Source organism: Caballeronia zhejiangensis, from assembly GCF_000698575.1.
Classification (GTDB): domain Bacteria; phylum Pseudomonadota; class Gammaproteobacteria; order Burkholderiales; family Burkholderiaceae; genus Caballeronia; species Caballeronia zhejiangensis.
Genome location: NZ_JFHD01000010.1, coordinates 1 through 15,311 on the forward strand (window position 1 = coordinate 1; position 15,311 = coordinate 15,311).

Genomic DNA, 15,311 nt, shown 5'->3' on the forward strand with positions numbered 1-15,311 from the left:
CCCCGAGCCGCCACGAAACCGGGATCCGGCGAAACCCCGAGCCGCCACGAAAGCGGGATCCGGCGAAACCCCGAGCCGCCACGAAAGCGGGATCCGGCGAAACCCCGAGCCGCCACGAAACCGGGATCCGGCGAAACCCCGAGCCGCCACGAACACGCAATCCAGCAAAAAAAACAAAACCATGACACGCATCGAACGCACCGATGAATCGCCGATCGACGCTGCGCGTCTGGAAGACGAATGGCTCGAACCCGATGCTTACGGCGGTTTCGCCTCCGGCACGGTCGGCACGATGCGCACACGTCGCTACCAAGCGCTGCTGCTGACGGCGACTCAACCGCCCGCCGGCCGTGTCGTGCTCATCAACGGCATGGAAGCATGGCTCGAAACGGGCAACGCGCGTATCCCTCTGACGATGCAGCGCTACGCCCCCGACATCCTCTATCCCGACACGACCGCAAGCCTCCTTTCATTCGATACAGATCCGTGGCCCACATGGCGCTACCGCATCGGTAACGACGACGCAACGATCATCGTCGCAGAAGCGTTCGTTGCAAAGGAAGCCCGCCAAACCGTCCTGCGCTGGCGTCTCGAGGGCGCATCGAAAGCGGCCAAGTTGGAAGTCCGCCCGCTGCTCTCAGGCCGCGACTACCACGCGCTGCACCACGAAAACGCGGCATTTTCCTTCGATGCCACACTGGAAGGCGAGCGCGTGCAATGGCAGCCGTATGGCGATTTGCCGACGATTTGCGTCACGTCGAACGGCGCTTACGATCACGCCCCCGACTGGTATCGCAACTTCTGCTACGTGCGCGAACGCGAGCGCGGACTCGATTTCACCGAAAACCTCGCGACGCCCGGCATCTTCAGCTTCGATCTCGCGCGCGGCGAAGCCGTGATGATCCTCCACGCGCACGCGGGCCACGACAAGCCGTTCGAAGACAGCGCGCTCGCGCACGCATCGCATCTCGCCTCGCGGGAAAAAGAACGGCGCGCGGCGTTCGGCTCGCGGCTCGCGCGCAGCGCCGATGCGTACGTCGTCACGCGCAATGTCGGCAAAACGATCATCGCGGGCTTTCCGTGGTTCACCGACTGGGGCCGCGACACCTTCATCTCGATGCGCGGCCTCCTGCTCGCGTCCGGCCGGCATCAGGAAGCGGAATCGATCCTGCTCGAATGGGCCGATACGATTTCCGAAGGCATGGTGCCGAACCGCTTTCCGGACAGCGGCGGCCTGCCCGAATACAACTCCGTCGATGCCTCGCTGTGGTTCGTCGTCGCCGCGCACGATTATCTGGCGACGGGGCACGCGCACGCGGCGACGACGAGCCGCCTGCAAAGCGCCGTCGATGCGATTCTCGACGGCTATTCGCGCGGCACGCGCTTTCGTATCGCCGCCGATGTGGACGGTCTGCTGCGCGCGGGCGTGCCCGGCGTCCAGCTCACATGGATGGACGCGAAGGCAGGCGACTGGGTCGTGACGCCGCGTATCGGCAAGCCGGTAGAGGTGCAGGCGCTGTGGATCAACGCGCTCACGATCGCGAGCGAGTGGAATCCGCGCTGGCAGGCGTTGCGCGATCGGGCGCAGTTGTCGTTCGCCGCGCGTTTCGTCGATCCGGACACGCATACGCTCTTCGATGTCGTCGACGTCGATCACGAACCCGGTCGCGTCGATCGATCGATTCGCCCGAATCAGATCTTCGCGGTCGGCGGCTTGCCGTTTCCGCTCGTCGATGGCGATATCGCGCGCGCGGTCGTCGATCAGGTCGAAACGCAACTTCTCACGCCGCCCGGTTTGCGCACGCTCGCGCCGTCCGATCCGGCCTACAGGGCGAACTACGCGGGCGGCGTGCTGGATCGCGATGGCGCGTATCACCAGGGCACCGTCTGGCCGTGGCTGATCGGCCCGTTCGTCGAGGCGTGGGTGCGCGTGCACGGCGCGGCGGGCGCGCGCGAGCGTTTTCTGACGCCGCTCTACGCGCATCTCGATCGCTACGGTCTCGATCACGTCAGCGAAGTCGCCGATGCCGATGCGCCGCACACGCCCGGCGGGACGCCGTTTCAGGCGTGGTCGCTCGCGGAGCTCCTGCGCATCGAAAAGCTGCTCGGCGCAACCTAGCGCGGCGCGCGCGGGCCGGCGTCAAAACGCGCTAAATTACGAGACTTGCCCGTCGTTCAGCACGCCGCCATCGAGGAGTCGCCCATGTCGAAATCGCGCCCCGTCAACCAGCTCGAAACCGTCGAGGGCCTGAGGCTCCATTCGAAGGACTGCCCACGCTGGCAGCGCTGGGGACCGTATCTGAGCGAACGCCAATGGGGCACCGTGCGCGAGGACTACAGCGAATTCGGCACCGCGTGGGAATACTTTCCGCACGATCATGCGCGCAGCCGCGCGTATCGCTGGGGCGAGGACGGTATCGCCGGTTTCGGCGACGACAAACTCAACTGGTGCATCTCGCTCGCGCTCTGGAACGGCTGCGATCCGATCATCAAGGAGCGGCTCTTCGGTCTGACGAACCAGGAAGGCAATCACGGCGAGGACGTGAAGGAACTGTACTTCTACATCGACGGCACGCCGACGCATTCCTACATGCGCATGCTCTACAAGTATCCGCATGCGGCGTATCCGTATGCCGATCTCGTCGATGAAAACGCGCGGCGCGGCGCCGACATGCCCGAATACGAAGTGCTCGACACGGGCGTGTTCGACGACGCGCGTTACTTCGATGTGCAGGTCGAATACGCGAAGCACACGCCGGACGACATCGTGATGCGCGTGACGATCGAGAATCGCAGCGACGTGCGGGCCGCGCTCGACGTGCTGCCGCAAATCTGGGCGCGCAATACCTGGTCGTGGAAGCCGACGCCGATCAAGCCCTCGCTGAAGGTGGAAACGGTGCAGGGCGAAGGCACCTACGTGCTCGCCGAACAGGGCGCGCACGAACCGATGGTCGTCACCGCGTGGTCGCCGGACGCGAGCGCGATGGAATGGCTCTTCTGCGAGAACGAGACCAACGTCAGGCGTCTCTTCCACATGGAAGGCACGGGACCGTTCAAGGACGGCTTCAACGATTACATCCTGCAAGGCGACGAAGACGCGATTCGCCGCGACAAGGGCACGCGCGCGGCCGCGCACGCGCATCTCGAACTGGAGCCGCTCGGCAAGGCGGTCGTGTATCTGCGCTGGCGGCCCGAGTCCGCGCCGGACGCCGTGCCGCTCGACGTCGATGGTCTCTTCGCGCGACGCATCGCGGAAGCCGACGAGTTTTACGGCGCGCTGCAGCACGATATCGCCGATGCCGATCAGCGGCTCGTGCAACGCCAGGCACTCGCCGGCATGCTGTGGTCGAAGCAGTACTATCAGTTCGATGTGACGCGCTGGCTCGACGGCGATCCGCTTCAGCCGAAGCCGCCGAAGCAGCGGCGCACCGGACGCGATTCGGACTGGCGGCATCTGTGCAACGCGGACATCGTGTCGATGCCGGACAAGTGGGAATATCCGTGGTACGCGTCGTGGGATCTCGCGTTTCATGCGGCGGCGTTCGCGCTCATCGATCCGGAGTTCGCGAAACGTCAGTTGCTATTGCTAGTGAAGGACCGCTATCAGCATCCGAACGGTCAATTGCCCGCGTACGAATGGGCTTTCGGCGATGCCAATCCGCCCGTGCACGCGTGGGCGACGTGGCGCGTCTACGAGATCGACCGCGCGATCACCGGCAAGGGCGATCGCGATTTTCTGGAACTCGTGTTCCACAAGCTGCTGCTCAACTTCTCATGGTGGGTGAATCGCAAGGATGCCGACGGCAAGAACATTTTCCAGGGCGGCTTTCTCGGCCTGGACAACGTGGGCATCTTCGATCGCTCGTCGCCGCTGCCGACGGGCGGCCACATCGATCAGGCCGACGGCACCGCATGGATGGCCGCGTACGCGCTCGATCTGATGCGTATCGCGCTCGAGCTCGCATACGCGAACAAGGTGTTCGTCGATATCGCCGTGAAGTTCTTCGAGCACTTCCTGTATATCGCGGAAGCGGTGAGCTGCGAGGACGATTGCGACACCGGTCTCTGGGACAGCGAGGACGAGTTCTTCTACGACAAGCTGCGCCTGCCCGACGGAACCAATGTGCCGATGCGCGTGCGGTCCATCGTCGGGCTGATTCCGCTTTTCGCCGTGCATGTGCTGGAGCCGAAGGTGTATCGCTCGCTGCCGGAATTGCGCGAACGGCTGCACTGGTTTCTCGAACATCGAACGGATCTTTCGAGGCTCGTGTCGCGCTGGAACGTGGCGGGTCAGGGCAACAGCGTGCTGCTGTCGCTGTTGCGCGGGCATCGCATGAAGGCGCTGCTCAGGCGCATGCTCGACGAAACCGAATTCCTTTCCGATCACGGCGTGCGCGCGCTGTCACGCGTGCATCTCGATAACCCGTTCGTCTTCTATCACAACAGCGAAAGCTTCGGCATCCAGTATCTTCCGGCGGAATCCGACTCGCGCGTGTTCGGCGGCAATTCGAACTGGCGCGGTCCGGTGTGGATGCCGGTCAACTATCTGCTGATCGAATCGATCCACGAGTTTCATCGCTATTACGGCGATGATTTTCGCGTCGAATATCCGACGGGCTCGGGACAGAAGTTTTCGCTCGCGCAAATCGCCGACGAACTCGCGCGCCGCGTGACCACGCTCTTTCTGCTCGACAAGAACGGCGAGCGTCCGGTGATGGCTGCCTATCCGCTGCTACAGGCCGATCCGCGTTCGCGTGATCTCGTGCTCTTTCACGAGTATTTTCATGGCGACAACGGGCGCGGCGTGGGCGCGTCGCATCAGACGGGCTGGAGCGGGCTCGTCGCGCTGTTGCTGCATCCGCATGCGACGGGGCCGTCCGGCGTCGTGCCGCTCGCCGGCGAAGCCGATGCCGATGTTCAGGAGTTCGCAGGAGCGAAATGAGGCGTGAATCGCGGTGGCATCGCGTTTTGCGGGGTTCGGCGAAAGTCAAGCGCCACAGGTCGAAAGCGTTGTTAGGAATTGTCTGGTATTACTCATCGCTCCAACTGCGTAAGTTTGTGGAAACACAAATTGATAACAGTCTGGAGGACAAAATGGCGCAGTCCATTAGCGCATATTCTCTCAGCGGCTACCAAATGGGCTTGGGCGCTGGCGGCCGCGCTCATATCGAACACGAACATTGCCCGCCGTTCGCCATCGTCATGCTGGTGTTCGCCGCCGCAATGCTCGGCGGCGTCTGGTTCAGCGGCGAATTCAACAGCTTCGCCGCCGGGTTGATCGCGTGGGCCGGCATCCTCGCCATGCTGGGCGCATGCGCCGATCGCTGGTTCAGCGGCGCCGCCGCGCTCGAACGCCGTATCCGTCAGCGCGAGAGAGCGCGATGCCGCGTGCTTGGCGGCATCGCGTCGCGCAGCGGTTTCAGGCAGCAATGGCCTGACTGGACGACGTCAGCAGCACGGGAATGGACTTCGACGTCGGCGTACCGGCGCCATCCGCAACCGATGACAGCGGCACGAGCGGGTTGGTCTCCGGATAATACGCACCGAGACAGCCACGCGGAATGTCGTATTCGACGAGCTTGAAACCGTCTACGCGACGCTCGATGCCGTCGTCCCACACGCTCGTGATATCCACCAGTTCGCCCGGCTCGAACCCGAGCATGTCGATGTCCTCGCGGTTCGCGAACAGCACGCGCCGCTGTCCGTACACGCCGCGGTAGCGATCGTCGAGACCGTAGATCGTCGTGTTGTACTGATCGTGCGAACGCGTCGTCATCAGCGTCATGAGACGGTCGCCGTACAGCGCACGGGCGCGGTGGATCGGCGTATCGACCGCGATCCTGTGCACGATGAACTGCGCCTTGCCGCTCGGCGTCTTCCAGACGCGATCGCGCGAGGCCACGCCGAGATGAAAACCGCCCGGCTGCTTCAGGCGTTCGTTGTAGCGCTCGAAACCGTCGAGCACTTTTTCGATGCCATCGCGGATCAGCGCGTAGTCGCCCTCATGTGCGCGCCAGTCGACCTTGGCCGAGCCGAGCGTCGCGTGCGCCATGCGTGCGACGATCGCGACTTCGGAAAGCAGATTCGCCGAGGCCGGCTTGTTCATGCCGTAAGAAATGTGCACCATGCTCATCGAATCCTCGACGGACACGCCTTGCGGCACGCCGTTCTGAACATCGATCTCGGTGCGGCCGAGCGTCGGCAGAATGAGCGCGTCGCGGCCGTGTACGAGATGGCTGCGGTTGAGCTTTGTCGTGATGTGCACCGTGAGATCGCACGAGCGCATCGCTTCCCAGGTGCGCGGCGTGTCGGGCGTCGCGATCGAAAAATTTCCGCCCAGGCCGATAAACACCTTCACCTTGCCTTCGAGCATCGCGTGAATCGTTTCGACGACGTCGTAGCCATGCTCGCGCGGGGGCTCGAAATCGTAGGCCGCGCCGAGCCGGTCGAGAAACGCCTGCGTCGGTTTTTCCTCGATGCCGACCGTGCGGTCGCCCTGCACGTTCGAATGGCCGCGCACCGGACATAAGCCCGCGCCGCGCCGTCCGATATTCCCGCGCATCATCATCAGGTTCGAAAGCAGTTGAATGGTCGGCACGGAGTTCTTGTGCTGCGTGAGGCCCATGCCCCACGTCGAGATGACGGCGCGGCCTTTCGCGTAGATGTCGGCGAGATTCAGCAGATCGTCCATCTCCACGCCCGATTCCGCGATGATCGCGTCCCAGCTTTCGGCGCGCAGGTCGTCGGCGAAGGCGTCGAAGCCGACCGTGTGCTCCGCGATGAAATCGACGTCGAGCACGCGCTCGCCACCGTTCGCGCGCGCGGCGTCGTCGAGTTCGATCACGCGCTTCGCCACGCCTTTGATCAGCGCGAAGTCGCCGCCGACTTTCGGGCGGATGAACACCGAACTGATCTTCACGCCCTTCGGCGAGAGCATGTCGAGCGTGTGCTGCGGGCTCGCGAAACGTTCGAGGCCGCGCTCCTTCAGCGGATTGATCGACACGATGGTCGCGCCGCGTTTCGCGCACTCGCGCAACTCGCCGAGCATGCGCGGATGGTTCGTCGCCGGATTCTGGCCGAAGAGTAGCAGCGTGTCGGCGTGTTCGAAGTCGTCGAGCGTGACGGTGCCCTTGCCGATGCCGACGGTATGCGGCAAGCCGCGGCTCGTCGCTTCGTGGCACATGTTCGAGCAATCGGGGAAATTGTTCGTGCCGTACATCCGCACAAACAATTGATACAGAAAAGCGGCTTCGTTGCTCGCACGGCCGGACGTGTAGAACGCGGCGCGATCGGGATCGTCGAGTTTTTTCAGATGCGAGGCGATGAGTTCGAACGCATCGTCCCAGTCGATCGGCACATAGCGGTCGCGCTTTGCGTCGTAGACGAGCGGATCGGTCAGCCTGCCGTGCTGCTCCAGTTCGTAATCGCTCTGCGTCATCAGCGACGAAACCGTGTGCTCCTCGAAGAACGCGGGCGTCACGCGCTTGCTCGTCGCTTCGGCGGCGACGGCCTTGACGCCGTTCTCGCAGAATTCGAAGGTCGAGCCGTGCTCGCGGTCGGGCCACGCGCAGCCGGGGCAATCGAAGCCGTCCGGCTGATTCTGCTTGAAGAGCGTCTTGTAGTTGCCACCCGCCACCTTCTCCTTGACGAGATTGATGGCGACCTGCTTCAGCGCGCCCCAGCCGGCGGCGGGATGCGTATAGGGTTCGATGCGTTCTTCGGGCTTCTTGAACATGGCTTGGCGGATGATGCTTTTTGGCTTGCGATGTCCGAAGCGTACTGTGATCCGAATCGCGCGCGGCGCACAGAAAATGCGAAATAGAAGGAGTACAGTTGCGTCGATTTGCCCTAGACTTGACGCATTCCCGCTTCAGAACGAAATCCAGTTGAAACTCTACGAAAAGCTCGCCGATGAAATCGAGGAAGCCGTGCGGCGCGGCGTGTTCACGCCCGGCGAGAAGATTGCGTCGGTGCGGCAGGCGAGCCAGCAGCACGGCGTGAGCATCAAGACGGTGCTGCATGCGTACGCGATCCTGGAAAGCCGCGGGATTCTGGAGACGCGTCCGCAGTCCGGCTATTTCGTGCGCGCAAAACCGCAGGCGGGCGCGGCGCACAGTCAGCCGACGCGCGTGATCGCGACGGCATCGGAAGTCGATGTGAGCCGGCTCGTGCTTTCGACGTTGCGCAGCATCCGCGCTCACGACGCCGTGCCGTTCGGCTCGCCGTATCCCGATCCCGAGCCGTTTCCGTGGCGGCGCATCAACCAGTACGCGAACGCGATCGCGCGGCGGCAGGCGAGTTGGAATCTCATCGACGATCTGCCGCCCGGCAATCCCGAGCTGATTCGCCAGATCGCGCGGCGTTATGCCGAAAACGGCGTGCCGGTCGATCCGGAGGAGATCGTCATCACGGTCGGTGCGACTGAGGCGATCAACCTGAGCCTGCAGGCCGTCGCGCAGCCCGGCGACACGGTGGCCGTCGAATCGCCGACTTACTACGCGATGCTGCACGCGATCGAGCGTCTCGGGATGCGCGCGATCGAAGTGCCGACGCATCCGGCGGAAGGCATCGACATCGACGCTCTGGCGCGGATCATCGGACGAAGAAAGATCGCCGCGTGCATGGTGATGCCGAACTTCCAGAATCCGCTCGGCTTCCAGATGCCGGACGAGCGCAAGCGCCGGCTCGTCGAATTGCTGTCCGCGCACGATATTCCGGTCATCGAAAACGATGTCTATCACGAGCTTTATTACGGCGATGCGCGCCCGTCGACGCTCAAGAACTTCGATACAAAAGGGCTCGTGCTGCATTGCGCGTCGTTTTCGAAGAGTCTGACGGCGTCGTACCGGATCGGCTGGGCGATGCCGGGACGGTATCGGGCGCAGGTCGAGAAGCTCAAGTTTCTGAACACGTTGACGACGCCATCGGTGCCGCAGGTCGCGATCGCGGATTATCTGCGGCAGGACGGCTACGACCGGCATCTGCGGCGCGTGCGCAAGCTGTATCGGCAGCAGTCGCGCATCATGAGCGCGATGGTCGAGCGCTTCTTTCCGGCGGGCACGCGCACATCGGCGCCGCAGGGCGGCTATGTGCTATGGGTGGAATTGCCGGAGCGCGTCGATTCGATGCGGCTCTATCGCGCCGCGCTCGACAGCGGCATCACGGTCGGACCGGGCTACATGTTCTCCACGCGCAACGCCTTCAGCCATTTCATCCGGCTGAACTACAGTTATCCGTGGACCGCGCAGAGCGAGGCCGCGTTGCGGCGGCTCGGCGAACTCGCGGGCAGGGAGATAACTTTGGGGATTCGCGCATGAACGATGACATCGATCCGGCGCTCGTCGCCGTGCTGACACAGCTTTGGCGCGCACAGACGGAAACGCCGGAACGCGCGTGGTCGCTCGCGAAATTGGCGAAGCAGTCCGGTTTGCCGATGAGCGCGTTGCGTCGGCAATTGACCGGGCTCGAGGAAGCGGGATTCGTCGAGGTCCGGATGAACGAGGATGGGACGGGCAGCGCGGGGTTGAGCGAGCAAGGCGTGACTTTGTGTCAGTCGATTTTCAGCGCAGGTGAATAAATGGGCTATGGTGATATACCATATGTATATCGTATAGCGAGGTATCTATGGGAAGGATCTTGATCGATTTGCCCGACGAACAGATAGACGAACTCGCCGCGATCGGCGAAGAGCAGCAGCGCCCGCGAGCCGCGGTCATTCGGGACGCGATCAGCGCGTACGTCGCGAGCAACAAGCGCCGTTCTGCCGTCGATGTGTTCGGCTTATGGCAAGAGCGAAAGATCGATGGATTGCAGTATCAGCGGGAGCTGCGCGAAGAATGGTAAGAGCGCTTTTCGACACGAACATCCTGATCGATTACCTGTTGGGAATCGATGCGGCACGCAAGGAGATCGAGCGTTACGAAGAGCGGTCGATCAGCATCATCACGCTCATGGAAGTTCTAGAGGGCGCCAAACCCGACAGTGAAGCGTCGCTGCGCGCCTGGCTGTCCACCTTCGATCTCGTGCCGCTCGATTCGGCCGTCGCGAACCTCGCAATCGGAATTCGCAGGAAATCGCGCATCAAGTTGCCGGATGCGATCGTGTGGGCGTCGGCGCAATCGGTGAATGCGCTGCTCGTTTCGCGCAACTCGAAGGACTTCCCGCCCGACGATCCGGGCGTGCGGATGCCCTATCAACTGTAGCCGCGTCGGTCGCCAGCACCCTTGGACATCCACATCACCCTGCACGGCCGCCGCGACCTGACCGGCCAGATCTACGGCCAGCTACGCGCGGGCATCATCGAAGGGCGGCTCGCCGCGAACGCGCGCCTGCCGTCCACGCGCGATCTCGCCGCGCAGCTCGGCGTCTCGCGCAAGACCACGCTCGATGTCTTCGAGCGGCTGATCGCGGAAGGCTTCTTGCGCACGCGCGCCGGCGACGGCACGTTCGTCGCTGAAGGGCTCACGCGCCTGCCGACCGCGCGCACCGAACCCGTATCGGCCCGCGCTCGCGCCACCGGCATCTGGCGCAAGATGCCCGAGCGCATGACGATGCCGATGCCGCCCGCCGACGAAACGCTCGACTGCGATTTCAAGGGCGGCGTAACCGACAAATCGCTCTTTCCCTACGACGCCTGGCGACGCTGCCTGAATCAGGCACTGCGCACGCAGACGCGCGCGGGCGGCGGCGTCGCGGGTTATCGCGATCCGGGCGGCGAGCAGGCGTTGCGGCTCGGCATCGCGCGTTATCTCGCGTTCAGCCGCGCGGTCGTCTGCAACTGGCAGGACGTGATCGTCACGCAGGGCGCGCAACAGGCGCTCGATCTGCTCGCGCGCGTGACGATCCAGCCGGGCGATGTCGTCGCGGTCGAAGAGCCGGGTTATCCGCCGGCGCGGGCGCTCTTCGCGGCGCTCGGCGCGCGCATCGCGCATGTGCCGGTCGATGGCGAGGGCATCGTCGTGAGAAAGCTGCCGCGCAACACGCGGCTCGTCTACGTGACGCCGTCGCATCAGTTTCCGCTCGGCATGCCGATGAGCCTCGAGCGGCGCGTCGAGTTGCTCGAATGGGCGGGCAAGCGCGGCGCGGTGATCGTCGAGGACGACTACGACGGCGAATTCCGCTTCGAAGGGCGGCCGGTGGAATCGCTGAAGAGTCTCGATCGCGCGGGACTCGTCGCGTATGTCGGCACGTTTTCGAAGACGCTCTTTCCCGATCTGCGGCTCGGCTACGTCGTGCCGCCCGCGACACTCTCCGAACCGCTCTGGAACGCAAAGCAGATTTGCGACTGGCACAGCTGCATGCTGACGCAAACCGCGCTCGGCGCGTTCATGCTCGATGGCGAATACGCGAAGCATCTGCGCCGCATGCACAAGGCGTACGCGGAACGCCGCGCGCTGTTGATCGAACGTCTGCAAGGCGAGCTCGCGCCTTGGTTCGAGCCGCTGCCCGCGACGGCGGGCATCCATCTCGTCGCGCGGCTCGCCGGTTCGGTGCGGGAAGACGAGGTCGTCGCGGCGGCGCGCGCCGTATCGGTCGGGCTGTACGGCATACGCGCGTTCTACGCGGGCGAGCCGGCGCAGCAAGGCGTGCTGCTCGGCTACGGCGGGACGAACGTCACGGCGATCGAGCGCGGCGCGACGCGCCTCGCCGCGCTCATGCCGACGCTCGTCCGCTAGCTTCGCGGCGTCACTGATCGCACAACAACAGCAGCTTTTCCTGCGCGGAACACGCCGCTTTTTTCGGCTTTTGCGCGGCCGCGTCCGCGTCGCGCGTCGCGACCTTGCGCGTCGGATTCTGCGCTTGCTCGGCGGCCGCCGTGCGCTGCGCGATGCACGCGCGCAAGTGCTTTTCCATCGGCGGATAGTATTTCCAGCCCTTCGTGAGCGGCGGCAGTTCGAGATGCACCTGCTTCCACTTCGGATGGCCGTTCGCCTGCAGCGTGTCGAAGTTCGAGCACAGCGAATCGGCGAATTTCGACAGCGCGCCGACCGTGCCGCGCAAACCGTAATCGTAGGTCACGAGAAACGCCTTCACGGTGAGCGTCGGCGTGTCTTCCTGAATCCAGTTCGGATAACTCGTCGTGCGGATCGTCGCCGGGAAATAGGTCTGCTTCGCGCGCGCGGTTTCCTGCGCGTTCGGATCGAGGCGCAGCAGCCTGATCTGCTTGAGCAGCTCCGGATTCATGTCCTGAAAGAGCTTCGCCGGCTGCCCCGCGACGATCACCGCCACGTCGATCTTCCCGACGATCAGCCGCGCGAGCGAATCCTCGTTGTTGAGATGCTGCTCGTTGGCTTCGGCGATCGGTTCGCCGAACATCAGCCGATACAGCGTCTCCGCCGATTGCGCCGTGCCGCTGCCGATCGGCCCGACGCTGATGTTCTTGCCCTTGATCTCGTGGATGTACTTCATCGGCGAGTCCGCGCGCGTGACGAAGTAAATCTCTTCGTCGTAGAGCGGCATGATGAGCCGCAGCGGCTTGATGATCTTGCCCGCGTCCGCATTGCCCGAGGTCGCCATGTCCATGTACGCCTGATACACGTCCGACTGCACCAGCGCGAACTTCACGCCGGGCTCGTAGCGCATGCGCTGCACGTTCTCCGCCGACCCTTTCGACGGCAGCACTTCCAGTTCGATGCCGGCCGGCTCGGCGACGTACTTCGACAAGTCCTGTCCGATCTGGATATACGTGCCGCGTTCCTGGCCCGTCGTGATCTTGTAGGGAATCGGATCGGCGGCGAAGCTCGATCCCGCGCCGATCATCCCGGCGATGGCGAGAAGCGTCAGCGCGCCCCGTGCGGCGTTGCGCATGTATTTCGTGGTGAACATGATTGACCCTTAGTCGGAGTTGGACGGGTGCTTTTTGAAACTCGCACGATGCGGGAATCGTCCGCGTCGCGCGCAATCTGCTCATGCGCGGGCACTCGCATGCGGCCCGGCGCGAAGATGCGCGGCGCGTGCTTGCGGTGCGTCGGTGTTGTCTCTGCGTGTTCTTGTAGTTGCGTCGTTCTCGTGCGCTTTTTTGCGTTTTTTGCCGTTTTCAGCGCGACGGCGGCTTCGAGGCCGAATCGCCGCCGCTCCAGCCGTATTGCTTGATGGCGCGTTCGAGTTCCTCGGACTTGTCGGAGTCGACATGCGAACCGGCCGGCACCGTGGCGAACTGCGGCGACGCGCCGGTCGTGGCCGCGGCCTGCGTGCTGCGCGTCGCGACGTTCGTCTGCACGACGGGCTGGGCGACGGCTTGTGCGACGGCCGCGGGCGGACGGGGCACGGCTGCCTGCATCGGCGCCGTCGATGGCGGAAGCGCGCTGCTCTGATTGCCCGATTGCGGTGGATGCGGCACGGCGGTGCGCGTCGGGGGCGCGGACGGCTGCGGCGGATCTTCGCCGAGGTAATACGCGCCGCGCGGATTGGCCGGACGAGCGGCTTGCTGCGGCGGCTCGTCGCCGATGTAATAGGGCGCGCGCGGGTTCGCGGCACGCGAATTCGCGGCGGAAGGCTGGGCGCTTTCTTCGCCGAGATAATAGGGCGCGCGCGCCGCTTGCGTGACGGGCGGCGGAGCGGCCTTCGCAGCGGCCGGTTGCGACGGCGCGGGCACGGCGGCTTGTGTCGTGGCCGGTTGTGGCGTCGGCAGGGGCGTCGGTTGGGGCGTCGGTTGCGTGGCCGCTTGCGGCGCGGGCGTGGGCATCGTCATCGTCGTGGCGACGGTCGGCGCGGGCGGCGGATTGATCGTCGTCGCGGTGATCGCGGCGGTCGCCGCCTGGCCACGCGCGATTTTCTCCGCGCGCGATTCGTAGGCAGCGTCGTCGTCGGCCCAGCGCGCAGCGGTGCTGCGTTGCACCGTGCGCCTGTCCGGCGTGGGCTTCTGAGCAAACCCGTTCGTCTTTGCGGCCTGCGCGGCCGCCGCTGCAACGTTTGCCTGCGCGGGAAGCTGAACGGGCGCGGCAGCCGCCGTGTTCGCGGCTTCCGCGGCGGGCGCCGTGCCCGGCACGCGTTTGGCGAGCGCGGCCACTGCCGTCGGCGCGAGCCAGCCCGCGTGCGAAATCACGCGTTCGAGCATGGCTTGCGATTCGATGTTGCTGCCGTCGAGGGCGAGCGCCTCGCCCGCGTTCTGCTGCACGCACGCCCACGCGGACGTGCGCTCGCAGGCGCGCGCGAGTTGCAGCGCGGCGTCGCGCTGCGCTTCGCGCTTGACGAGCTCGTCCTTCAGCGATTCGTAGTCGGCGCGCGCCTGTTGCTGCGGCGGAAGCATTTTGAGCCGCGCGCGGGCCGTGGCGAGATCGTGCTGATCCAGCGCGACGCGCACATCCTGCAGCGCATTGCCGGACGGAGCGGCGGCCAACGGGCGCCGGTCCGCCGCGGCCGGCGTGCCGGGCGCGTCGGTTGCGCCGCGCATCAGCGAACCGACCTTGGAATCGATCACGCCCGAAACGCTGTGATCCGCGGATGGCGTGCTCGAACCGCCGTCCGAATCGCCAAGCTGGTAATAGAACGTCGCGCCGAGCAGCAACACGAGACCGCATGCACCGGCGATGACTGTCTTCTTCGTGTTCCACCGCTCGGAACCGGGCAGGGCGTCGGGATCGTTGCTGGAATCGGCGAAGGCGTTGCGTGCGGATTCCTCGGCGCGGCGCGCGCGATATTCCGCCGCCTTTTGCGCGATGCGCTCACTCGCGCGCTCCGTCCAGCGCGAGCGCATGCCCGGCTCGACGCGCCCGGCGCCATCCGAGTCGAGGGAAGCGGAAGAACCGGATGCGGACGCACCCGCCGATGCGAGCGGCGCCGATGCCTCTTCGAAAACGTTCTTGCGCGATTTGCCCGAGGCGGCCTCGCGCGTCTGGCCGAATGCGGCGCTTCGGTCTGCGCCGCAATTGGGGCAACTGTCGGCGTTCTTGCGCACCGTGCTGCCGCACCGCTGGCAGACGACGGAGAACATGGATGCGGGAAACGTCAGTCGCGTGGTCATGCTAAAGCCCTCGAAGGACGTGTGCGTGAGGTTGCCAAAATCGCGTGGCCGCCAATGCGCGCCGAGCCGTCGCGCCTGTACGCGGGAACGGCGTCCCGCGGCAGCAATCCTTCGTATTCTTTGTCCGCGCGGCGCGCGCGCCAGCGGGAAACGACTATCCGACTATGGTTCAACCACTATCGGACGTCAATTGCCTTTCGCCCCTACTCCGGGCGGTGCTCTCGCTCACGATATTTCTGACATTTTGGGATCGCGGCGGCGGTTTTGAATCGCCAATCCTTAGCCGAAAAAAGACAACGGGGCGCGATCGCCGGATAACCCACTGATGTGAAAGCGATTCGAGCGCGTG

Annotated in this window: 12 protein-coding genes; 7 read left to right on the forward strand and 5 right to left on the reverse strand. The window is 64.7% G+C overall.

What is annotated here, in order from left to right; all coding sequences use genetic code 11:
- Nucleotides 1–183: hypothetical protein (locus BG60_RS39335; RefSeq protein ID WP_034471930.1), on the reverse strand; the 183-nt coding region annotated here is incomplete at its 3' end.
- Between BG60_RS39335 and BG60_RS14935 the strand changes: the two genes are divergently transcribed.
- Together BG60_RS14935 and BG60_RS14940 are read left to right on the forward strand one after the other, a co-directional pair.
- Nucleotides 182–2,119: an amylo-alpha-1,6-glucosidase gene (locus tag BG60_RS14935; RefSeq protein WP_008352949.1), complete on the forward strand. Its 1,938-nt coding sequence runs from the start codon at nt 182–184 to the stop codon at nt 2,117–2,119. The genes BG60_RS39335 and BG60_RS14935 overlap by 2 nt on opposite strands.
- Before the next feature lie 84 nt (nt 2,120–2,203).
- Nucleotides 2,204–4,942, forward strand: a complete 2,739-nt coding sequence (locus BG60_RS14940) for an MGH1-like glycoside hydrolase domain-containing protein (RefSeq protein WP_008352950.1) — start codon at nt 2,204–2,206, stop codon at nt 4,940–4,942.
- A gap of 92 nt (nt 4,943–5,034) precedes the next feature.
- Here the strand turns inward: BG60_RS14940 and BG60_RS38235 are convergent, their stop codons facing one another.
- Nucleotides 5,035–5,430 (reverse strand): hypothetical protein, encoded by a 396-nt coding sequence (locus BG60_RS38235; RefSeq protein ID WP_152563208.1) that lies wholly within the window; start codon nt 5,428–5,430, stop codon nt 5,035–5,037.
- The gene (locus tag BG60_RS14945) at nt 5,420–7,735 is read right to left on the reverse strand and encodes an FdhF/YdeP family oxidoreductase (protein ID WP_008352951.1); all 2,316 of its coding nucleotides are present in this window, start codon (nt 7,733–7,735) and stop codon (nt 5,420–5,422) included. Before BG60_RS14945 ends, BG60_RS38235 begins: the two co-directional genes overlap by 11 nt.
- Nucleotides 7,736–7,886: 151 nt before the next feature.
- On the opposite strand from BG60_RS14945, the gene BG60_RS14950 reads away from it, so the two are divergent.
- From BG60_RS14950 to pdxR, 5 genes are read left to right on the forward strand one after another with little or no spacing between them, the layout of a single operon-like run.
- The gene (locus tag BG60_RS14950) at nt 7,887–9,317 is read left to right on the forward strand and encodes an aminotransferase-like domain-containing protein (protein WP_008352952.1); all 1,431 of its coding nucleotides are present in this window, start codon (nt 7,887–7,889) and stop codon (nt 9,315–9,317) included.
- Nucleotides 9,314–9,577, forward strand: a complete 264-nt coding sequence (locus BG60_RS14955; RefSeq protein ID WP_008352953.1) for a helix-turn-helix domain-containing protein — start codon at nt 9,314–9,316, stop codon at nt 9,575–9,577. Before BG60_RS14950 ends, BG60_RS14955 begins: the two co-directional genes overlap by 4 nt.
- A gap of 47 nt (nt 9,578–9,624) precedes the next feature.
- Nucleotides 9,625–9,843, forward strand: coding sequence for a ribbon-helix-helix domain-containing protein (locus BG60_RS14960; RefSeq protein WP_008352954.1), 219 nt, complete (start codon nt 9,625–9,627; stop codon nt 9,841–9,843).
- A complete protein-coding gene (locus tag BG60_RS14965; RefSeq protein ID WP_008352955.1) occupies nt 9,837–10,202 on the forward strand; it encodes a type II toxin-antitoxin system VapC family toxin in 366 nt (121 codons plus the stop codon). The genes BG60_RS14960 and BG60_RS14965 overlap by 7 nt, the downstream gene beginning before the upstream one ends.
- A gap of 21 nt (nt 10,203–10,223) precedes the next feature.
- On the forward strand, nt 10,224–11,675 hold the full coding sequence (gene pdxR / locus BG60_RS14970; protein ID WP_008352956.1) for a MocR-like pyridoxine biosynthesis transcription factor PdxR: 1,452 nt from the start codon (nt 10,224–10,226) through the stop codon (nt 11,673–11,675).
- Between the two features lie 10 nt (nt 11,676–11,685).
- Here the strand turns inward: pdxR and BG60_RS14975 are convergent, their stop codons facing one another.
- Both BG60_RS14975 and BG60_RS14980 read right to left on the reverse strand, forming a co-directional pair.
- On the reverse strand, nt 11,686–12,825 hold the full coding sequence (locus tag BG60_RS14975) for a TAXI family TRAP transporter solute-binding subunit (protein ID WP_008352958.1): 1,140 nt from the start codon (nt 12,823–12,825) through the stop codon (nt 11,686–11,688).
- Between the two features lie 211 nt (nt 12,826–13,036).
- Nucleotides 13,037–14,962, reverse strand: a complete 1,926-nt coding sequence (locus BG60_RS14980; RefSeq protein WP_008352959.1) for a zinc ribbon domain-containing protein — start codon at nt 14,960–14,962, stop codon at nt 13,037–13,039.
- Nucleotides 14,963–15,311: the final 349 nt, after the last annotated feature.